We start from the raw sequence: 23663 nt of genomic DNA, 5'->3' as shown, positions 1-23663 counted from the left end.
TCTTTTTTTTGCTTCAAAGGAGTATGCTACTGAGGTTTAATACCCTGGATTTTGAGGTAGTAAATTGTTATTACGTGCGATTTCATCCTGAGGAATAGGCATCAGTGCGTGAAAATCTTTTACTTTTGGCTGGCTTTCATAAGCACCCTGTCTTGTAAATGCCTCCACGACCTGTCCCCAGCGTTTGATATCGTACCATCTTTTCCATTCAAAAGCCAATTCGACACGGCGTTCCTCTTGCACTGCTTTTCGAAAGTCAGCCTGTGTCATACCTACTGTCAGATCCGCTGGAAAATTCTGTACTCCCGCCGGTGTGTATCTTGCTCTGGCCCGAACAGCATTTATATAACTATAGGCTTTCTCTGTTGGTCCACCTTTACTCTCATTTATAGCTTCAGCAGCCATTAAAAGAACTTCGGCGTAGCGAAAGATAACATGCTTGATATCAGAATCAGAACCATCCGCCCCGGCATTAGCTCCCGGGTGCAGGCACCATTTTGCGGTATGTATACGGGGCCATTTCCATTTTTGATAAGGGGTCATCACTCCTTTTACAGGTGTTTCGGTCAGGAAGCTGATTTTCTTTCTGTAATCTTGATCGGAAAAGCTTGCATATACGCCATTGGACGGTACAATGACACTCCATCCCAACATATCAGCATCCCGTACCCCCGTCATTGGGGCGGTATAATCCTGATTGGATGCATTTTCACCAGTAATTCCGCCTAAAAAGTCAACTACCCAAACATGTTCGGTCTGAAAACCAAGATCGGCATCCCATAGGCTATTGTAGTCTTTGACCAAGGCATACTGGTATTTGTTTGCATCATTGATTACAGCCTCAGCCATCTTAGCGGCATCATCCCATTTTTTCAAGACCATATAGACCGAAGCCAACAAAGTCTGCGCGGCGCCCTTAGATGGTCTCGCTTTATTATTGTTGGCATAGGTATTCGGCAAATTCGCTATGGCATATTCGCAATCCGCGATGATATTGTCATAAACCTTTGCTGCCGGAGTTTTGCTGATAGCAATTACCTTACTTGGATCACTGACGAATTCGCTAATATAGGGAATGTCCCCAAATAGTTGAACCAAGTGATAGTAATACAAAGCCCGTAGCAATCTCGCTTCGGCGATAAGTGCGGATTTTTTAGCCTCATTCATGGTAACAGCCGGAATACCATCTATCGCGGCATTTGCCGCACCAATACCCAAATAAGCGGTTTTCCATACGGCTAGCAGATCTTGGTTGCTTGCATCGTGTGTAAAACTGTTGAGCTGAATACGACTAGACTGTGTCCCAATATCCGCAATATCAATGTCATCTCCCAGCAATTGCAGTACCATGGTCAATCGTCGTCCATAAAAATCTGCATTGGCCAAAAGTCCATAAATTCCCATAACGGAAGCCTCAGCATCCGCTTCGGTTTTAAAATATTGCTTAGGATCCAAAATACTTACCGGTTCTTCGTTTAGTTTTGTACAGGAAAACAAGCTGGTAAAACACAGCGTCGTAAGTATCATACGATATAGAGTTATCTTTTTCATTAGCATAAATTTTAATGGGTTTTATTTCCAGCATCTTGCTAAAAACTATTACACCCAATTATTTATTTTTCATTTATTTACCATCAATAGTACTTCGTAGGTTCTACTTGATGTTAAAACCTTAGATTTAGACCAAGGGTGTACGATTTAATATTGGGGTAACCCATATAATCCAACCCTACATTTCGGTTAGAGTCTTGATAGCTTACCTCAGGGTCAAAACCCGTATAGTTGGTCCAGGTCCATATATTTTGTGCGCTGAGGTATATTCTTAAATATTTTAAATGAATTTTTTCGAGCGACTTTTCTGAAAAATTATAGCCCAGAGCAAGATTTTTCAAGCGAAGATATGAGCCATCTTCTACCCAGCGTGAGGAAACTTCCGGATTGTTTGTTGAGCTTGCCCTTGGAACATCCGTATTTGTATTTTCCGGTGTCCAGCGTCGCAAGGCATCCTTGGTAGCATTTCCTTTTCCGGCCATCCAGTCCAGTTCCATTCGTGTGATGTTCAACATATCATTTCCATAACTTCCTTGCATAAAAATGTTCAGATCGAAATTCTTATACTTAAAATCATTGTTAAAACCGAAGGTGAAATCAGGATTTGGATTGCCTATAATCGTACGGTCATCGGCATTCACAACACCATTTGCGCCCGCGGTCAACTGATTATTCTGATCGCGGCCAAATAAATCCTTATACCGGATGTCTCCTGGTTTTTTATTAGGTTGCGCACTAAAATCGTCACCCTGCTGATAAATTCCGTCTGTCACCCATCCAAAAAATGCACCAAGGACCTCACCTTCACGTAGCAGCTGCGAATCCGTTGAAAGCATGTGTCCCGGTATGGTGTTATATCGGATCTCACCGCCGGGAAGCTGCAAAATCTTGTTGCGATTGAAACTGATATTAAAATCTGTTTTCCATCCAAAAGCACCGTTGAGATTCGTTGTCTGCAATCCAAATTCCCAGCCTTTATTTTGCACACTTCCCACATTCTGGAGTGCAGTTGTAAAACCTGAATAAAGCGGCAGTGGCACCTGATACAACAGGTTGATTGTTTTTTTGTAATAATAGTCTACCGATAGATTGATTCTGCTTTTTAGAATACCGATATCCAATCCAGCGTCTGTCTGCTTGGTTGTCTCCCAGGTTAAATTAGGGTTGGCAACATTCGTAGGCCGAACAGCATTAACAGGACTTCCCCCCATTGTTGTTAAAGTAGGTGAGAATCTAGCCAAAGATTGGTAGGAACCAATTTCCGAGTTTCCGGTTTCGCCATAACTTGTTCGCAATTTTAAATTGCTCAGCCAATCGATTGATTTCATAAACGGCTCCTGGCTCAGGTTCCAGGCAAGTGCTCCAGAAGGAAAGAAGGCCCATTTATTGTTATCACCAAACTTCGAAGATCCATCATACCGCCCAGTAGCTGTAATAAAATAGCGATTTTTGTAGTTGTAGTTTAAGCGCCCATAAAATGAAGACATTACCCAATCTTCGAGATTCGATGCTGCATTTTGATAATTGGAACCAGCACCCAGATTCCAATAGCTAAAGCTGTCTGAAATGAAATTTCGATTATTGGCCTGCCAGGTTTCATTTCTGGAACTTTGATAAGAATAACCAGCCATGGCATTCAGATTATGATCTTCGTGAAATGTTTGTGTATATGTCAAGAAGTTCTCATTGATCAAGTTGGTATTTTTATGCGCCGCAATGGATCCAACCCCACCAAAATTTCTCCCTTCGACGAGTTCTTTTGACACATAGTTACCTGTACGTTGATTGCTGACCTGCACACCGAAGGTGCTACGAAAGGTTAAATTTTCTAAAATCCCCAACTCCACAAATCCATTTCCCTGAAAAAGGTCTGTAATCACCTCATTTTTCCTTTCCATAGCAGCCGCTACCGGATTGTCATGTGGATCGCCGAACTGCTTCAGCGTGTATTTTCCTTCCGCATTGTAAACGCCCTGTGTGGGTTCAAAACGCAATGCTGCGGAGATCACTCCCGCGCCTGTCGTTCCGCTACTTCCTTCCTGTGTCCTTACTCCATTCAATTTATTGCGGTTAAACAGCAACCTTGTTCCAATTTTGATTCGATCAGAAACCTTCATTTCTAAATTTGAGGTCCCAGATAATCTTCTAAAATCGGAATTGATCACGGTTCCTTTCTGTCCAAAATGGCTCACGGAGGTATAATACCTGATGTTGTCGCTGCCACCGGACACAGAGACTTGATTATTCAACTGATTTCCGTTTCTAAAAATAAGATCCTGCCAATCTGTTCCTTCACCAAGAGATTGCGGATCTTTAAATGGTAAATTGTTGTTCCCCGCATTCGCATAGGTATCATTAATATAAGAAGCAAATTCCGAAGCATTTAATAGCGAAAGGCGCTTACCTACTTTTTGAGAGGCAAAGGAATTATTTAATTCAATAACAGGTTTGCCCGAACGCCCTTTTTTCGTTGTAATCATGATCACTCCATTGGCACCTCTCGAACCATAGATCGCTGTTGCAGAAGCATCTTTTAATACTTCGATAGATTCAACATCTTCGGGAGCCGGAGCCGAGCTACCAGGAAATCCGTCTACAACATACAAGGGATCGCTACTTGCATTGATAGAGCTACCACCCCTGATCCGTACGCGCGGAGCTTTGCCAGGTTCTCCATTCGTGCTGGTGACCGAAACCCCAGCAGCCCGTCCCTGTAAAGCTTGTGCAGTACCGGCCAATGGGAAAGCATTGATTTGATTTGCGTTAATGGAAGATACAGAACCTGTTAAATCGCTTTTTCGCTGTGTTCCATACCCCACCACGACAACCTCATCCATAACAGACTCGTTCGACTCTAAAGTAAGCTGTATAGTCTTTTGATTTGTAGCAAGTTTAATTTCCTGCTTAGCGTATCCTACGGACGAAAAAGTTAATGTTGCTTGCGCAGGTACCTTTAGCGTAAATTCACCTTTTTCGTTGGTCTGAGTACTCCGGCCAGGAACTCCCTTTACGCTAATAGAAACTCCTTGCAAAGGCGAATTGTCTCTATTGACAACCTTACCTCTGATTTCTGATTCTTCCTGATTAATGCGATGATAAATGCCGATACCTTCGCCCCTAGTTGCTCCCATGGATAAGCCCGGGGACAAAAATATGGCCATGGAAGCATAGGGAATAAGTGCACAAGGCCCTCTTCTGAAAAGCTTTGATTTCATAATTTTACTGTTTAGTGTTTTTGGGTTTACGTTTGTAATTGATGGATTCACTCCTTGAGCAATTCGTTTGAATCCAAATCTAATTTCTAAAGATTTGTTCAAGTCATAATCATGTTTTATTTGGTTATTTGTTTCCAAGGTAATTAAAAAACGAGTAGACTTTACTGAATCGGACTATTAAAAATGCGAAAACGATTTCGACTATTTGATCAAAAAAATAAGCTTGAATGCCTATAATGACATTCATCTGCTGTAAGTATTCTGCCATTTGCGATAAAATCTATATATTGCTTTTCAAAATCAATTTAAAGTGACGGATTCGATGATATCAAAAAAATATAGCGTTGCCTATATCTTTTGGTTATGCGCTTTTTTTATACTGAATATGAATACTGGCTATGGCCAGACAATCATACCTACAGGCACACCTTTTGTAAAGCAGTACAAGAAAAGCCAATACAAGGCTGGAAACCAAAACTGGTCATTGGCTGTTGATCACGAAGGGCGAATCTATAGTGCTAATACAGAGGGATTATTGCGGTTTGATGGACAATACTGGCGCATATACCCACTCCCCAACCACTCGACGGTCCGCAGTGTAGCTGTTGATAAAGCGGGAAGAGTATACACCGGTGGACGCGGTGAATTTGGCTATTGGACACCAAAGGCTTTTGGAGATATGAGTTACCATAGCCTTTCCAAGCTGGTCAAAGACAAAACTTATTTTCCAAACGAGGAAATTTGGAAGATCATTGTGGAGGATCATCGTGTATTCTTTCATACATTTTCCAAAGCCTATATCTGGGAAAATAATACGATAAGACCGCTTACAGCTAAAGGTGAGCCTTTCTTATTTCCACATCAACTTAACGGCCAGCTGTTTTTTGAACAACTTCCGAGTGGCTTACATGAATTCAAAGCGGATAAATTAGTACCTGTACCAGGAAGGGCGGCACTTAAAGACAAAAATGTCTTGGCCATATTGCCCTATGATAAAAATAGATCAATTATAGCAACTGCCCGTCACGGGCTCTATCTTATGGATTCCAATGGGACTATTAAACCCTGGCCCATTGCTGCTAATTCAATCCTAATCCAATCCCAAATAAACAACGGTATCTATTTATTTGGAGGACAGTATGCCTTTGGAACCATCCAAAATGGTGTAATTATTATTAATAAAAATGGAGAAGTCGTCCAACATATCAATAAGAATAATGGTCTACAGAACAATACTGTACTCAGTATTGCGAAAGACAGACAACAAAATATCTGGGTCGGCCTGGACAATGGTATTGACCGGATCGAAATCAACTCCCCCTTATCTTTTTACACCGATTTTGCAGGAAAAATAGGTACCGTATATACTTCTATTATCTATCAGGGGAAAATTTATCTAGGAACCAATAAAGGTTTATTTGTCAGCCACTGGAAAGGATTAAACAATTATAATTCCCTGGATTTTGCCCAAGTGCCCAATTCAAATGGTCAGGTCTGGACATTGGCTATATTCGGTACAGAACTGATCTGCGGCCACAACGATGGAACCTTTAGATTGGTCAACGGTAAACTGGAAAAAATTTCTGAAATTACGGGCGGCTGGATATTCAGACCTATATTCGGGACAAAAAATATTCTTCAGGGGAATTATACAGGATTATCAAAATTCGTTTTTGATGATATGCAGCTGCGATTTGTACAACAATTTTCCACGATTAAAGAACCTGTCCGATTCCTTGCTCAAAAAGACAATCATTCATTCTGGATTGGTGACTGGGGACAGGTGCAGTTAATTGGTCTTGACGCAAACTTTCAACAAGTCCAAATTCAATTTACATCAAGGCAAGATAGTCTTGCTTCCAAAAGAAGATTTACGGGTATTTACACGCTGGAAAACAACCTTGTTTTTGCTACGGATAGTGGATTCATGCAGTTTGATAATATCGTCAAACGCTTTAGTTATGCAAACGAATTAAACAATGCTTTAGGAAGTTATAAAAATTCAAACAAGATCATTCCAATCAATACCAACAGCTATTGGTTTATTCAAAAGACAAGAATCGCCAAGGTAGATTTTGATAGCAAAGGAAAGCTTAAAATCGATTCTAACCTGCTGAGCCCCTTGCAGGATCGGATGATGAGCAATTATGAAAACATCCTACCGATCGAAAATCATTATTATCTTATCGGATTAGACGACGGCTTTGCCATCTATCGGAATTCAGGTCAAAATTATAAATCTGTATTGCCCCCACCTCAGGTTGCTCAATTGACCAACCTTACAACTGGTGAAACAATCCTACCCAATGCTGAGCTCAGATTGGCTTCATCCGAGAATAACCTGAGAGTAAGTTTCTCAAGCCCCTATTACTCTTCTTCTCCCTTACAATATCAGTATTACCTGGAAGGTTATTCAGATAAATGGTCGGATTGGAGCGAAACAGCTTATCAAGATTTCACAAATCTACCCTATGGGCATTTTGAAATTAAGATAAGGGCCAGAACCAATACCGGCCTGACTTCAGAAATACGGACAATATCTTTTACGATTAAATATCCCTGGTACCTATCCTGGTGGGCAAAAATCTGCTATATCTTTATGGTTACGGGCTTGATCTATCTTATTTATAACTTCAATCTTCAACGAGAAAGGAAGAGACAGTTTCAGGCAAAGCGAAAATGGCTGGAGGAAAAGAAAATTGCATTGGAAAGAGATGCCGAACAACAGGAGAAGGAATGGATTAAATTAAAAAACCAGCAGCTGGAGGATCAACTCAGTCTAAAAAATAAAGAATTGGCCAATGCTGCGCTCAATATTGTTTATAAAAATGAAATGCTGAACAATCTACACGATGAACTCAAGCAACTCAAAGATGCTGAAGGAAACAAGCTCAGTTCGGACGAACTGAAAAAAATAAATAAGCTAATCGAAGATGCGCATAACGACGATCGCGACTGGCATATTTTTGAGAAAAGTTTCAATGAATCACATGAGAATTTCTTTAAAAAATTAAAGCAGGAGTTTCCGGATCTCGTTCCCAATGATCTAAAACTATGTGCTTATTTGCGGCTCAATATGTCCAGTAAAGAGATTGCTTCGCTACTTAACATCAGTACACGCGGGGTCGAGATCAGGCGCTATCGTTTACGCAAAAAACTGGGCATACCAACAGACAAAAACCTATCCGAATTTCTATTGGAACGTTAAATTTTTGCTACAAAGACTACATCATTACCACACAAGCGCTTTAGTGTAAAAACAACACTAAAGCGCTCTTTTTTTTACAAAAAAATATAAATTAAAAACCTCAATATCAAAATATTACAACTAAACAAAAATTGCATTGAGAAAGTACAAATCCACTGTAGTAGTGATGTGAAAATGTTAAATTTTGGCAAACTTGTACTACATCAACATATTTGCTGAGGGAATAACCAATTGAATTTTTAAACAAACACCAAAATTTTACGATATGAGGAATCTATCCGCATTATTTTTGACATCCATGGTCGTCTCGGTTGCCTATGGACAAACTTCTATACAGGGAGTGGTCAAAGATGGTTCCAGCATGATATCCATGCCCGGGGTCACCATTAGTATCAAGGGGAAAGCAGTATCTACCAAAACCGACGCAACGGGTAAATTTCAGATCAACGCCGCTCCTACCGACTCCTTAGTTTTCAATTTTCTAGGCTACCGCACGCAAACGGTATACATCGGAAACCAAACTCAACTGAATGTTTTTCTAGAGAACGAAAATAAAGCCTTGGAAGAGGTTGTCGTAATCGGTTACGGTACCCAGAAAAAGGCCGATCTGACAGGATCAATCAGTTCATTAAAATCAGCTGATATAACTAAACAGCCCGCAATGTCAGCGATGCAATCTATACAGGGTAAGGCCGCAGGTTTAAATATTGTTGCCAATGAAGCTCCGGGCTCATCCCCCAATGTCATTATCCGAGGCTTAGGAACAGCGCTTTCTGGACGTAATCCATTATATGTTGTTGATGGTATCGCCCAAGATGATATTAATAACATCAATCCGTCGGATATCGAATCTATGGATGTGCTAAAAGATGCTTCCTCGGCTTCTATCTACGGCTTAAGGGCTGCAAATGGGGTCATTATAGTAACCACAAAAAAGGGTAAAGCGGGTACTGTCAACATTAATTATGAAAGTTATGCTGGGATGAAAAAAATTCTAAATGGTGTCAAAATGGCCAATGGGGATCAATTCAGAACGTATTTTAATGAAAACTTACTCTCTCTTGGAATAACTGATTGGGAATTAAAAGAAAATCAGCCCAATAATACGGATTGGTATGACGAATTAATCAAAACCGGAACTGTATTTAATAATGCCATAAACATTGCCGGTGGTACTGAAAAGGTCGATTATTTTGTTTCGGCGAATAACTTTACCGAGAATGGAATCCTCGATGGCTCCAAATATGTCCGAAACACAATCCGGAACAACAATGTCTATAAATTTCTAAACAATAGGCTCAAATTTTCGCAAAACCTCAATTTAACTTTAACAAACGCGACGCCAAAACCCAATAGCGCTTTTACAAGCGCATATAAGCAATCTCCGCTCGTGCCATTAATGTATTCGAACGGACGGTATGGGATCGGACGTGTCAACCAAAAAACAGGGATAGTGGGAATTGACGGAACTGCCGGACAGACCATTGGAAATTTAAATACGATCGGTAATCCAGTCTATGAAGTGCTTCGACAAAATGAACGCACAAATACCTTACGGTTACAGGGGAGCTTCGAAGCTGAATTTAAAATCACGGATTATTTAAAAATAAATTCTCGCATCGGTGCCAACAAATTCTATTCTAAACAGCGAGTCTTCACTGATATCAAAAACAATTGGCTACAGGCTAACCCATTGCGGTCGGAAGCCGATTTCTATACCGAGAAAGCAAAAGGGGGCGCTGGCAATGTTGCTTTTGCTAACAATAGCCTCAAATATGAAAATCTTGAACAGTTCAGATGGTCATGGGAAAATTTCCTAACATTCAACAAATCCTTTGATAAGCACAACATCGAAGCTGTACTGGGAATGTCTCGAGAAAAATATGATATAAACAATATGAATAGCCAAATGGGCTATAATGTCCCGGGGCAGGAACAGTACTGGAATATTGATCTGGCATCGGATGAATACAAATTGGTCACTCGTCAGACTTACTATACACCGAGAGCTTTAGCCTCTTATTTTGGGCGGGCGCAGTATAACTATGACAGTCGCTATTATTTAACAGCAACAGTTCGAAGAGATGCCTCAAGTGTATTTCGTAATACAGGTAAATATTGGGGAACATTTCCATCCTTCGGCCTGGGCTGGACCGCATCCAATGAAGAATTTGTTAAAGACATCAGCTGGATCAACTTCTTAAAAGTTAGGGCTAACTATGGTCATTTGGGGAATCAGAATATTCCATTAAACGTCTTTAATATTTTTTCCAGTCCGGAGAGTTCCAACTACAACTATGTTTTTGGTCCCGAACAGAATATGGTATACGGTAGCGCCAAAGGAACACCTCCGGTCGACTTAAGCTGGGAGGTTACCAAGGAAACCGGTGCCGGAATAGACTTCACGTTATTTAATAATCTGTCAGGTTCAGTCGATTATTATCATAAAAAGAATACCAATACCATTCTCGACGTCACTCCGATTTATTCGTCACCAGATGAAAAAAACTATTACGCACATGGCGCCAAGGTATTAAATCAAGGAGTTGAAGTCGCCTTAAATTGGAACAAGAATATCTCGCCAGATTTTAGTTATTCGGTCGGAGTCAACTATTCTTATAACAGCAACAAAGTAACAGAGGTAGTCCATACCTATGATGGCGCTACCGGGGGGAGTCTGAACAATGGTGAAATCACAAAGCAGCTGCGGGTCGGCCAACCTATTTATGCTTGGTGGATGTTTGAATCAATCGGTGTATTTCAGGATGCGAATGATATCGCTAATAATCCTTCTTTCGGACCAGCTAAACCAGGTTACTTAAAATATAAAGATCAAAATGAGGATGGCGTAATTGATACCAGAGATAAGAAATTTTTCGGTTCCTTTATACCAAGTTCAACCTATGGGATTAATCTGGGTATCAACTATAAGGTCATTGATTTTAATGTTTCAGGTTATGGTGTTGCCGGCAACAAGATTTATAATGGCATGAAAAGTACACGTACCGATGGTGGAGAAAATATTGCCCTGTCGACCTTTGAGAACCGTTGGACAGGACCAGGTTCAACCAATGTACATCCAGGAGCCGAACGGGCAATCTGGGCCTCAAGTTACTTCCTTGAATCAGGCAGTTATTTCCGTATCAACAACATCACTATTGGCTACACATTTGATAAACTATATAGCTCAAAATCAAAATTACGATTATATGTAACCGCTCAGAATCCATTTATGTTCACCAAATATAGCGGTTTCTCGCCTGAATTGGCTGGTGACGGTAGTCCCAATTTGACCTCCGGTATCGAGCTTTCGGCTTATCCGACCACCCGTAATTTCCTTTTTGGACTTAACATGCAATTTTAATCTTTAAAATTACAACACGATGAAAATTAATAAACTCTATATAGCAATCGTACTCAGCGCAGGTTTGACATTACATTCCTGCAAAGACAGCAAATTTTTAGATGTTCCTTCAAAAGAAAATGTCGAGGCAGAAGATAGTGGTACGGTATATACCCCTGAACAATTTGTGAATGGTGTCTATGGCATGTTTACGGATTGGGATTATGCTTTTTCCTTTTTGGGAATAACTGAAATGATTTCAGATAACGCAGATAAAGGGAGCTCCGCAACCGATTCAGGTGGCGACAAATTATTATTGGATAATCTTACCTATACCTCCACAGCGGGTTCATTTCAATCGATGTGGGCCCGATGGTATAAATCTATAGGTCGCGCTACACGCGCAATTGAGTATACTGAAGAGTATGGCCTAACTGATGAGGCCTATAAAAACAGATTAATCGGAGAAGCCAGATTCCTTCGGGCACTGAACTATTTTTATTTGGTCCGCGGCTGGGGGGACGTTCCCATCCAAGAACGCGATTACATCAAAAGGGAACCAGCTGCCGAAGTCTATGCGTATATCGAAGCGGATCTTAAGTTTGCAATTGACAACCTTCCTGTAAAATCTGCATATGCGGCAAAAGATCTCGGACGCGCGACCAAAGGTGCTGCACAAGGATTATTATCAAAAGTGTATCTATATCAAAATAAGTGGCAACAAGCAGCCGATATGGCCAAAACTGTTATCAACTCAGGGGGCTATAGCCTTGAAAAAGACTACGCGACAATTTGGCGGCTGGCAGGAGAGAATGGTCCAGAATCATTATTTGAATGGCAGGCACGCGGAACATCCATTGCACATGGCATCCAACAATATAGCCAAGTACAGGCTCCCCGTGGTGGTGCAGTCGCTTTAGGCTGGGGTTTCAATATCCCCAGCCAAAATCTACTGAATGCTTTCAATGCAGAAAATGACAGCATCCGTCGCGACGCAACCATTATTTTCAGAGGTGAAACGCTTTATGATGGCCGGTTGATCGACAATGGCGTAGAAAATCCGATGTATAACGAAAAAGCCTATTCTTCCGCAAACGGTGGTGCCGGTGATACGGATAAAAACATTCGTTATCTGCGGTTAGGCGAGATTTATCTTATCCTTGCAGAAGCTTCCAACGAACTTGGTAACAGCAATGAAGCCTTAGATGCACTCAATATAATCCGTACACGTGTAAAATTACCGAAAATAACGACGACGGATCAAGCGCAGCTCCGTCAATTAATATGGAAAGAAAGACGCCTTGAACTAGCTTTCGAACATGATCGTTGGTTTGATCTGATACGTACAAAACAAGCTAAAGCCGCAATGGCCGCAAATGGAAAAACATTCCAGGACAAAATGCTTTTATTTCCAATTCCAGAAAATCAGCGTATACAAACACCAGAAATGCCGCAAAACCCAGGTTGGTAATACAGCACAAACAATAACACTGTCCAAACGACACGATGGTCGTTTGGACATTTTTCAAGACTCTTAAAAAACTTTTTTATCCATGAGAACACGAATAGCATATCCAAGCCTTGCCGGTATTGCTTTGGCCCTTCTTCTCAGTAGTTCATGCCAAAACACCGCCACCAAAAACGTTGGAAATCCATCCACAAATGATTCTATAGATCAGTCTCAAATGAATGAAGACTCGCTGTTGACGAATATTCAACAACAGACCTTCCAATATTTTTGGGAGGGTGCCGAGCCAACGTCAGGGCTAGCACGCGAACGTATCCACATGGATGGTGTATATCCGGAGAATGATCGTAATGTGGTGACTATCGGTGGAAGCGGTTTTGGTCTGATGGGGATGATCGTTGCCATGGAACGAGGCTTTATCACAGCGGAACAAGGTATTCAAAAGCTCAACCATATGATGGACTATCTTGCCAAGATCGAAAGATTTCGCGGTGCCTGGGCACATTGGTATAACGGCGAATTAGGCACGGCCAAACCTTTTAGTGACAAAGACAATGGTGGAGATATTGTTGAAACGGCCTTCTTAGCACAGGGACTCATCACTATTCGTGAATATTTAAAAGACAAGAGTGACGCGGCTAAAGTAGTTTCCCAAAAAGCGGATAAACTTTGGAAAGAAATCGACTGGAACCATTATACAAATGGAAAAAATGTGCTGTACTGGCATTGGAGTCCAAAATTTAATTTTCAACAAAACCATCCCATCAAAGGCTATGATGAATGTCTGATTACCTATGTTCTAGCAGCCTCCTCTCCCACTCACCCGATTTCACCGCGTGTGTACCACGAAGGATGGGCAAGATCCGGCGGGATTAAAAGCAATGCTAAAAAATATGATATTCCATTAGTCCTTAAACACAATGCCAAAGAAGGCGAAGTAGGCCCTTTGTTTTGGGAACACTATTCTTACTTAGGTTTAAGCCCGAAAGGCTTAAAAGATCAGTATGCTGATTATTGGGAGGCCACCAGCAACCATGTTAAAATAAATCTGGCTTATGCGGGACAAAACCCAAAAGGTTACAAGGGTTATGGACCTGACAAAGGTTGGGGCTGGACAGCCAGCTATTCCATCAAGGGATATGATGCGCATCATCCCGACAACGACCCGGGTGTCATCTCACCTACCGCAGCATTATCTTCGATACCCTACACCCCACATGAAAGTATCCGGTTTGCGCAATATCTCAACGGAAAACTAAGGGATAAAGTTTGGGGTAAATATGGTTATTATGATGCCTACAGTGAAACTGCCAACTGGTTTCCACAACGTTATCTAGCCATCGATCAAGGACCGATCATTGTTATGATCGAGAATTATAGAACAGGAAAGATCTGGGATTTATTTATGCAAGCACCAGAGATCCAGCAAGGACTGAAAAAACTTGGTTTTACAAGTCCTTATTTAAAGTAGTGGTAAACGTCGGAATCATTTTTAATCCGTCACACGTTAAAAATGGTTCCCTCCACGAAAATATAAAACCGTCAATAACAAACATGAACAGATTATAAAGATCATATTGAGCTGTAAATTAAATTAGGTTATAGCATGTAATCGTGATCTAACAAAACTTCAATCATCCACAAAACCGGATATGGTAAGCCCGTTTATAACAATCGTTCATAACAATATAAAAGAAATTAATACATGAAAAAAGTAGTAGGAACATTCCTCCTTGCGTTTTTGGCTTGGCATGCCAGCCCAGCACAGTCGAATCAAAAAATGGACCAGTTTATAGACCAACTCATGGCTAAAATGACTGTAGAAGAAAAGATCGGGCAGCTAAATCTGGTCACAGGCGGTGAAGCGACAACAGGAACTACGGTTTCCACGGATGTGGAAACTAAAATCCGAAATGGTCAGATTGGTGGCATATTCAGTATGAGTACGCCATCCAAGATTCGGAAAACCCAAGAAATTGCAATCAAACAGTCCAGGCTTAAGATTCCGATTATCTTTGGTATGGATGTTATCCATGGCTATCGCACGGTTTTCCCTATTCCTTTGGGCCTTGCAGCGACATGGGACATGGGATTAATTCAGCAGTCTGCCCGTATTGCTGCCGAGGAAGCCACAGCTGATGGGATAAACTGGGCTTTCTCGCCGATGGTAGATATTTCGAGGGATCCAAGATGGGGTCGTATCTCTGAAGGCGCCGGTGAAGATACTTACCTGAGTTCGAAGGTTGCCGAAGCTGTTGTTCATGGTTTTCAAGGCGATAATCTAGCTGCACACAATACCATGATGGCCTGTGTGAAACATTTTGCGTTATACGGTGCCGCAGAAGCTGGCCGGGACTACAACAGTACCGATATGAGCCTTCATCGTATGTACAATGAATATCTACCGCCCTACAAAGCGGCTATAGATGCTGGCGCAGGGAGCATCATGACTTCTTTCAACGACATCAATGGCGTACCTGCTTCGGCCAATAAATGGTTGATGACCGACGTATTACGCAAACAATGGGGCTTTAAAGGCTTGGTCGTAACCGACTATACCGCTGTTAATGAACTCTCAGCACATGGCCTTGGAGATCTGCAACAGGTATCGGCGCTCAGCTTAAATGCCGGAGTAGACATGGATATGGTCGGCGAAGGTTTTCTAACCACGTTGAAAAAATCACTTGATCAAGGTAAAGTCCAACTCGCCGATATTGATCGAGCCTGTCGTTTTGTACTGGAAGCAAAGTATAAACTGGGATTATTCGAAGATCCTTATCGTTATTGCGATGATCAGCGCGCAAAAACCGTCATCGGTTCTGCAGCCAACCAGGCCAAAGCAAGAGAAATTGCGGCTAAATCATTCGTTTTATTGAAAAATGAAAATCAGATTCTCCCATTAAAAAAGTCGGGCACAGTCGCTGTAATCGGCCCGCTAGCCAATTCAGGTGCCAATATGCCGGGAACCTGGAGTGTGAGTGCGGAATTAGAGAAAACAGCTTCATTGGTGGAAGGAATGAAAGCGGTTTTGGGTAACAAAGTAAATCTCCTTACGCACTTGGGCAGTAACCTTCTGGAAGATCCTACTTATCAAAAACATGCAACAATGTTTGGCCGTACAATAGCCAGGGATCCCCGAAAAGAAGATGAAATTATTGCGGAGGCGTTGAAGGTTGCCGAACAAGCGGATGTCATTGTTGCAGCACTTGGGGAATCCTCAGAAATGTCCGGCGAAAGCTCAAGCCGTTCCGAACTGGATATTCCGAAAAATCAGCAAAATCTTTTAAAAGCCTTGTTATCAACCGGAAAGCCAGTTGTGCTTGTTTTATTTACTGGTAGGCCGCTTACCTTGACCTGGGAAGATGCCCATGTCCCCGCTATATTAAATGTTTGGTTTGGGGGCACAGAGACCGGAAAGGCCGTTGCAGATGTATTGTTTGGAGATGTCGTTCCCTCTGGAAAGATTACAGCAACTTTTCCGCGCAATGTTGGGCAAATCCCCATCTACTATGCGCACAAAAATACCGGAAGACCTTATGGAAATTCTGGGGATTTTGAAAAATTTAAATCGAATTATTTAGATGTAAGCAACGCTCCGCTCTACCCTTTTGGTTATGGACTGAGTTACACAAGCTTTACTTATGGTGATATTCATCTAGATAAAAACACATTGGACAACAACAGTAGTATTCAAGCGAGTATCACGATTAGCAATACCGGGAAATATGATGCCGAAGAAACAGTTCAGCTCTACATCCAGGACTTGGTTGGCTCAGTTACCCGTCCGGTAAAAGAATTAAAAGGATTTCAGAAAATATATTTGAAGAAAGGTGAAATGAAGACGGTTAAATTTGAGATTAACGTAAAGGATCTCAAATTCTTCGATAATAATCTGAACTACGTAGCCGAGCCAGGAGATTTTAAAATCTATATCGGTCCCAATAGCCGTGATGTTAAAGAGGGGAATTTTAAACTACTTTAAAGTCGATCTGCCACATTCGCAACTGGCTTTACTTTTAGATTGCTTTCACTCAACACTTATTGAGCACAAATTAACTACTGATTAATACCAACTTCGCCTTTAATAGGGGTTTAACAGGGATATAGCAGGGGGGTAACAGGGGTATTCCCCTATTAACCCCCTGTTAATACCTTATAAAATTCCTACTGATCTGGTTTTATATACGAAATTGGTATTAAGTTGGTCACAAGTTAAGTACTAGCATTTGTAAACAACCCATTAAAGCAAATAGGTACGATTTCCACAATAGATCCAATATTCCCCACGGAGAAATTAGCACTATAAGCGGAAATTCATAATCTCCTGACTATTTCATATTCCCATCAAAGCTTTCAAATAGTGCACGTAATTCCGCTGCTTTCTCCGGATAATCTGCAATTACATTCGTTCTTTCGCTCGGGTCCCAAGCAATATTATGTAGTTCTTCTACCGCCTCGTAGGGTTTTCCCGATATCTGGTTAACACCCGCCGGTAGGCGTCTATATTTCCAGTCGCCAGCTCGAACAGCTTCAACATGCCCATAGTTTACTAGAAATATCGGTCGGTGTGCCGCCTTTAGATCTTCTGTTTTACCATTTAATAAAGCATCTATTGCCTGACCATCAATGGATTTTTTTGGAAGCGGTGCCCCTGTCCATTTTGCGATTGTCGGTAATACATCTAAATTACTGATCGCCTGTCTAATCACCTTCCCTTCCTGAGCATATCCTTTCCCGTATACGATAAATGGCACACGCACTCCACCTTCCGTAGTTTCGGCTTTCGAACCCTTAAATACTCCAGCCGTACCCACATGCCAATTTTTTGTTGCATGGTCATCTGACATCCGCGAAGGATAGGCGATCCATGGGCCATTGTCGCTCGAGAAAATCAGAATGGTATTATCTGCCAATCCCTTTTTCTCAACGGTCTTCCAAAGTTCAGCAAAATTATGATCCAGTTCCCGCATGACGGCTCCCAAGGGACCTGCATTCTGTTGATCCGCAAATTTGTTCTTATTGTTCGCAAAGGCTAATGGGAGATGCGGGAAATTGTGCGCGTAATACAAAAAGAATGGATGATCTTTATCCTGATTTTCAATAAAACTCACCGTTTCCTTATGGTATAATGCACTTAAATCCGAATCGTCGGGAGCAATGACCTCGGGTTTTCTATTCCTAAAGATTTTAATTACAGAATCTGTTTTTACATAAGGATCGCGATAGTCATGACTATATAACATTCCATAGAAAAAATCGAAACCTTGTTTATTGGGATGATGATAAACCTGTTTATCACCAAGGTGCCACTTACCGATCAGACCAGTACGATAGCCTACTTTTTTAAGTAGTTCGGCAATGGTTTCCTCCTCATCAGGTAGCCCGACATTTGATCCGGGACCGATTGGCACCGGAAGATTATAACGAGAAGCATATCGTCCGGTCAGCAAAGATGCCCGCGAAGGAGTACAAGAGGGAGTCGACACCATAAAATTTGTTGCACGCACACCTTTGCTGGCGATGGAATCCAAAAAAGGAGTCGAAATATTCGGACTACCATAACAGCCGAGGTCACTATAACCTAAATCATCTGTAAGAATCAGGATTATATTAGGCTTCTTGTTTTGTGCATTAACAAATGTAACGAAGAGAAACATGGTCATTGCCATGAAAAGTTTAGTATATCGCATCATGATTGTATGATTTAATTGGAAACAATGTCGCAATATAAGAAATTACCAATTTGGATTTTGCCGTAAGTTAGAATTTAGATTTATTTCACGCTGGGGGATTGGCCAAAGGTAATGTTTTAGCGGATCGAAAACACGACGTTCGGAAGCTGCTTCAACTACAACCGTTTCGCCCTTGTTATTTTGATAGGTAATACCATACACTTTACCGGGGACGACCTTTTCAGCCGTTTTCCATCTTCGAATGTCCGCCAGGTGTAAGCCTTCGAAAGCAAGTTCGACAGTGCGCTCACGACGAACAAGCTGACGAAGCTGCTCGCTGTCTCCTATTGCATTTATATTTGGTAATTTTACGTCATTCCGGGAGTTTCTTACTTGATTAATTGCAGCATAGACGCTTTCATCGATTTCTCCAATTTCAATTTTAGCCTCTGCAAAAGTCAGCAATACTTCTGCATAACGTAACAGTATAATATTTAGTCCACTTTTGGAAGGGTTGGAGAAGTCTTTTTTATCAATATATTTTTTGATATTAAATCCTGTTGTTGACGCAATATAGGTACTACCTACTGCATCGGCGGTCCCACTGTTCGGCGCGGGATGAAAAATCGCACCACTAGGTAGTTGATCGCCATCTAAAAAAACCGAATGATAAAGTCTAGGATCTCGGTTTTTATAAGGATTTTTGACGTCATAGTCAGCAGCATCTGTGATCACTTGTCCGTTACTGGTCACGTAACTATCGACCAAAGCTTTTGTCGGTACATAAGTGCTTTGTCCATTCTGCTGACTGTAAGGTGCCAACTGACTGAAAACATTTTGAGTATATATATTTTCTAAAAATTGCTTATCTAAAAGGACTTCTTTATTATTTTCTGCTGCATAGGAGAAAAGCGTCGCATAGGAAGGATACAGTTCAAACTGATGACTATCAATAATTAACTTGGCCGCTTTGACTGCAGCTGCAAAACGTCCTGCATAGAGGTCTGCTCGTGCCTTCAGGCCTAAGGCTGCCCAGCGCGTGATCCTCCCGATATCATTCCCGCTATAAAAATTAGGTAAGCCCGCTGCTGCTTCCTCCAGTTCCTTGTCAATAAAATCATATATTTCAACAAGCTCTGCCTGCTGCACTTCCCTTCCTTCCTGCAATGTCAACGGTGTTTTTACCAAAGGCACCTTACCGAATAAATAGGCCAACTTGATATACTGATAAGCCCTTAATACCCGAGCTTCGCTGATATATTGCGTAATTAATGCTTCATTTTTACTTCCTTCAATTTTATTGACATTTGCCAAGAAATAATTGACGGCACCAATTCCCTTATACGCATTACTCCAGGTGTTATATAGACGCGAACTTGATGCATCATAAGTTCCTTGTTCGATATACGCGTCTACCGCAAAAGGCTGATTGACATGCGCAATATCTGTTAACGCATCCAGATAGAAAATTTCCGCTCCATCCAGGTCATTATACAATGCATTAACAGCTAATTCTGCATCTGCTTGACTTTTCCAAAATATATTTTCCGAAAGTCGATCTGTAGGTACTGTATTTAGGAGATCTTTATCGCATCCGGCCGTCAGCAAGGATAGGATCATGAAAGCGTAAAAAAGATTTCTTTTTTGATATAAATAGTTATAAAAATTCATTGCTCTTCAATTTAAAAAAACACAAAAAATGGTCTAAAGGGTCAAATTCACGCCGAAGGTATACAGTGCTGTCTGAGGATAATAAACTGCCCTTCCCGATTCCGCCTCTGGATCCAAATTCCATTCATTCAGTTTGGAGAAGGTCAGCAAATTAGTAGCAGACAGATAGACACGCAGTTTGCTGACACTCACTTTCCCTATCCTGTTTAGTGGAACAGTATATCCTAATTGTATATTTTTCAAACGGAGATATGAGCTATTGACAACCAATCTGTCAGCGGTTGCAACATTGCGCAGATCATATTTCACCACGCGTGGAAAAGATGTATTGGGATGTGTTGGTGTCCAATAATTAGCGGTATAAATTTCATGGGTAAATCCCTCCTGATTTCCCATCTCTGCCAGTGCACCCGAAAGTCGGGCATCAACTTTTGCTGTCCCCTGAAATAGGATATCAAGATCAAAATTTTTGAAGGCAAAGCCACCATTCAGTCCGAAAGTATATTTTGGAAAAGAATTTCCAATAGCTGTCATATCACCCGCATTGATTACACCGTCTCCATTCAGATCTACATATTTCACATCACCGGGTTGCGTATTTGTTGCATAGGTTGCGCCATAGGCTTTTATCTCTTCAGCGGACTGAAATAGCCCATCAGTCTTATAGCCCCATAGGGTATTGATTGGCAATCCCGTTGCAATGATATACCTTGGATCAATATCAGAACCGACGATATAGGGTCCCGTGCCTTTCAAATCCGTCACCTCATTATGGTTGATACCCAAGTTAGCGTTGATTTGATAAGTAAAAGCACCGGGACGCGATGCCCTTTTATGATAATTTACGGCAAATTCCCAGCCGCGGTTAAGTACGGTTCCTGCATTCTGAGGTGAAGGTTTTAGCCCCAACACAGCCGGAATATCCAAATTTAATAAAATATCATTGGTCACTTTATGATAGTAATCCAATGTGAAAGCCAATCTATTGTTTAAAAATGAAGCATCCAATCCTAAGTCATACTGTTGCGTAGATTCCCAGCCAAGTTGTTGATTCGCGTAGCTATCCAGTCGATAACCTTGCACGGATTTGCCACTAAAATTATAACCGGCCGCCACCAATGCAGAATAATAACTATATAGATCGACAGATTGGTTACCAGTTTTACCCCAAGAAGCACGTAGTTTAAACTCATTCAGCCAGTTTTTTATTGGTGTCCAAAACTGCTCATTCGACAGCAACCACCCAGCTGAGGCAGAAGGGAAAAAACCGTATTGTTTATCACCCGTAAAACGGGATGAACCATCATATCGACCATTAAATTCAACTAGATATCGGCCGTTCCAATCATAATTCAGCCTGCCGAAAAAAGAGCGCAATCCATATTGTGCGTCGAATCCATTGTTATTTTTGGTTGCGTCATCCGCCCCTTGCCCAATGGATGTGATGTCATTACTATAAAATCTTTCCCGATATGCGGTGAGATTGTTTTGGTAATTGTGGATCTGTGAATATCCTGCAAGCGCTTTAATATGATGTGAACCACTCGTCAGTTGGTAAGTAAGTAAATTATTCCAGGTATATTCACTGTTATTGTCCCTAAGCTCAGTCAACGAATTTATAGGAAAACTTTTTACTATTCCTGTATTCCTGTCCCTGTTTTCAAAGGCATTTAGAAGAGTCTTTGTGTTGTTAAAATTCAGTCGGACTCCGAACTGGGAGGTAAAAGTTAGGTTTTCCAACAGCTGTACATCTGCTTTTACAATGGAGCTTAAATAATTTTCGCTTACCTTTTTATAACCGCTTTTCTCAATCAACATCAATGGATTATTTCCTTGTGTACTCAATCCATAGGTTCCATCATCGTATTTGGGAACTACCCACATCGAGCCGTGAAGGAAGTTGTTAATCGGATCGCGCCCGGGCTCATAGGCTTTACTATAACGGTAATTAATACTTCCAGTAAAATTGAGCCAGGATGTTGCCTTATAATCATTATTCAATCGAAAGTCAGCCAATTCTGCACCATAATTATCGATGATACCGTTTTGTTTGTTATAGCGCACTGCTAATCTAGACTTCAATACTTCGTTCCCGCCCGAAAATGATAGCGAGTGATCGTGCTGTGGCGCTGTTTTCAATAAGGTTTCAAACCATGTGTTTGGCAAGGGGTATTTTTGACGATCTGTTGCATTGCGATAACTTTCGATTGATTCATCTGTAAATCGTGCGGGTACAGCCAGCCCGGCGTTACGATAAGCATCCTGCTGCAATTGGAGATAGGATATTACATCCATTTGCTGTGGCCGATTGATTGATTTCTGCACCGCATAGTAGCCATTGTAATCAATAATAACATGACCGGTTTTTGCACTCTTTGTCGTTACAAGAATAACACCATTGGTAGCACGGGAGCCATATATTGCTGTGGAAGATGCATCTTTTAAAACAGAAATTGAAGCGATGTCATTTGGATTGAGCTTGGACCAAGGCTGCTCGATACCATCTACAATAACCAACGCATTGTTTTTGCTCAAATCATACCCACTGGTATTGCTTGAATTGGTGTTAAAAGTAGTTAATCCGCGAATTCGAATATTTGCAGCAGATTGTCCAGGTTTTCCTCCTAAATCCTGTACAGTTACACCAGGTAGCATCCCCTGCAATGCTTGTTGTGTATTAGAAACAGGGCGTTTGTTCAATTTCTCACCATCGATACTAGCAATCGAATTCGTCAAAGAAATCTTCTTCTGTGTTCCATACCCTACGACAATGACTTCATCCAGATCCTTGGTGACAGGCTCCAACTCTATGATAACAGGGGATTGAGACACAGAGATCGTCTTTCTATTGTAACCAACGCGTGAAACAGTGATCGACAGCGGCAACTTTTGTCCGGTAACAAATTGAAAAAATCCTTTTTGATCCGTTTTAACGCTATGTGTAACTGCTTCAAGTTGAACGGTTACATCTCCAAGTGCTAATTTGCTCTGGCTGTCGTAGATATATCCGGCTAGTGATGCATTAATAATGGGTTTAGGTTCAGTTTGTGCATAGGTATATTGCCCAAGACAAGATAAGCCTAAACATAAAGACAATGTAGAATACCGTAGTACCCTAAAATTTTTCATAGGTAAAGATTTAATTGTGAATACTAACAAGTGCCAACGCCAATCGAAAACTTGTTTCTATTTTGAAGACATTCAGGGAAGCGAGCGCTTCCCCAATTGTCAATTTGAGAAAAGATAAGGGAAATTTATCCTATGATCACATTCGCATTTTTCTTACAGAAGGGATTCTAGCCATGAAAGACTTTAAAGTAAAACTTGTAAGGAATGTGATTTTACTAATGTTGGTATAGTTCATAATGTATTAAAATTTTCTTTTGCTACAAAGACGCCATTTTCATCCTCGTACGCTTTCGATGTCCTTCACAAATATAAAAGATATTTCAATATAATCTACTAATTCTATAGATTTTATTAAATTCCCAATAAAATACACGTTGTGGAATGCATAAATCCGTGAATACTAAAT

At 41.1% G+C, this 23663-nt stretch carries 10 protein-coding genes; 5 read left to right on the top strand and 5 right to left on the bottom strand.

Annotation, left to right across the window (positions count from 1 at the left end; genetic code table 11):
• Positions 1–36: 36 nt before the first annotated feature.
• Positions 37–1551: a RagB/SusD family nutrient uptake outer membrane protein gene (locus BWD42_RS01050; RefSeq protein WP_077435669.1), complete on the bottom strand. Its 1515-nt coding sequence runs from the start codon at positions 1549–1551 to the stop codon at positions 37–39.
• A 113-nt stretch (positions 1552–1664) separates the two neighbouring features.
• Positions 1665–4766: a SusC/RagA family TonB-linked outer membrane protein gene (locus BWD42_RS01045; RefSeq protein WP_077435667.1), complete on the bottom strand. Its 3102-nt coding sequence runs from the start codon at positions 4764–4766 to the stop codon at positions 1665–1667.
• A 322-nt stretch (positions 4767–5088) separates the two neighbouring features.
• Here BWD42_RS01045 and BWD42_RS01040 point away from each other — a divergent pair, with 322 nt between their 5' ends.
• From BWD42_RS01040 to bglX, 5 genes are all read left to right on the top strand, one after another.
• On the top strand, positions 5089–7974 hold the full coding sequence (locus BWD42_RS01040; RefSeq protein WP_077432630.1) for a triple tyrosine motif-containing protein: 2886 nt from the start codon (positions 5089–5091) through the stop codon (positions 7972–7974).
• A gap of 265 nt (positions 7975–8239) precedes the next feature.
• The gene (locus tag BWD42_RS01035; RefSeq protein ID WP_077432629.1) at positions 8240–11338 is read left to right on the top strand and encodes a SusC/RagA family TonB-linked outer membrane protein; all 3099 of its coding nucleotides are present in this window, start codon (positions 8240–8242) and stop codon (positions 11336–11338) included.
• A gap of 19 nt (positions 11339–11357) precedes the next feature.
• Positions 11358–12788 carry a RagB/SusD family nutrient uptake outer membrane protein gene (locus tag BWD42_RS01030; RefSeq protein WP_077432628.1) on the top strand — a complete coding sequence of 477 codons (1431 nt, stop codon included), beginning with the start codon at positions 11358–11360 and terminating at the stop codon, positions 12786–12788.
• 82 nt (positions 12789–12870) lie between these two features.
• Positions 12871–14256: a glucoamylase family protein gene (locus BWD42_RS01025; protein WP_077432627.1), complete on the top strand. Its 1386-nt coding sequence runs from the start codon at positions 12871–12873 to the stop codon at positions 14254–14256.
• 234 nt (positions 14257–14490) lie between these two features.
• Positions 14491–16767 carry a beta-glucosidase BglX gene (gene bglX, locus BWD42_RS01020; RefSeq protein WP_077432626.1) on the top strand — a complete coding sequence of 759 codons (2277 nt, stop codon included), beginning with the start codon at positions 14491–14493 and terminating at the stop codon, positions 16765–16767.
• 346 nt (positions 16768–17113) lie between these two features.
• On the opposite strand, the gene BWD42_RS01015 is transcribed toward bglX, so the two are convergent.
• The 3 genes from BWD42_RS01015 to BWD42_RS01005 are packed head-to-tail and all read right to left on the bottom strand — an operon-like array spanning position 17114 to position 23257.
• Positions 17114–18478 (bottom strand): sulfatase-like hydrolase/transferase, encoded by a 1365-nt coding sequence (locus BWD42_RS01015; RefSeq protein WP_077432625.1) that lies wholly within the window; start codon positions 18476–18478, stop codon positions 17114–17116.
• A gap of 42 nt (positions 18479–18520) precedes the next feature.
• Positions 18521–20128: a RagB/SusD family nutrient uptake outer membrane protein gene (locus BWD42_RS01010; protein ID WP_077432624.1), complete on the bottom strand. Its 1608-nt coding sequence runs from the start codon at positions 20126–20128 to the stop codon at positions 18521–18523.
• Between the two features lie 33 nt (positions 20129–20161).
• Positions 20162–23257: a SusC/RagA family TonB-linked outer membrane protein gene (locus tag BWD42_RS01005; RefSeq protein WP_077432623.1), complete on the bottom strand. Its 3096-nt coding sequence runs from the start codon at positions 23255–23257 to the stop codon at positions 20162–20164.
• Positions 23258–23663: the final 406 nt, after the last annotated feature.

This window comes from Sphingobacterium sp. CZ-UAM, assembly GCF_002000245.1.
Classification (GTDB): domain Bacteria; phylum Bacteroidota; class Bacteroidia; order Sphingobacteriales; family Sphingobacteriaceae; genus Sphingobacterium.
Note: the sequence above shows the minus strand (reverse complement) of the source record. Positions and strands in the feature narration are given on the sequence as shown.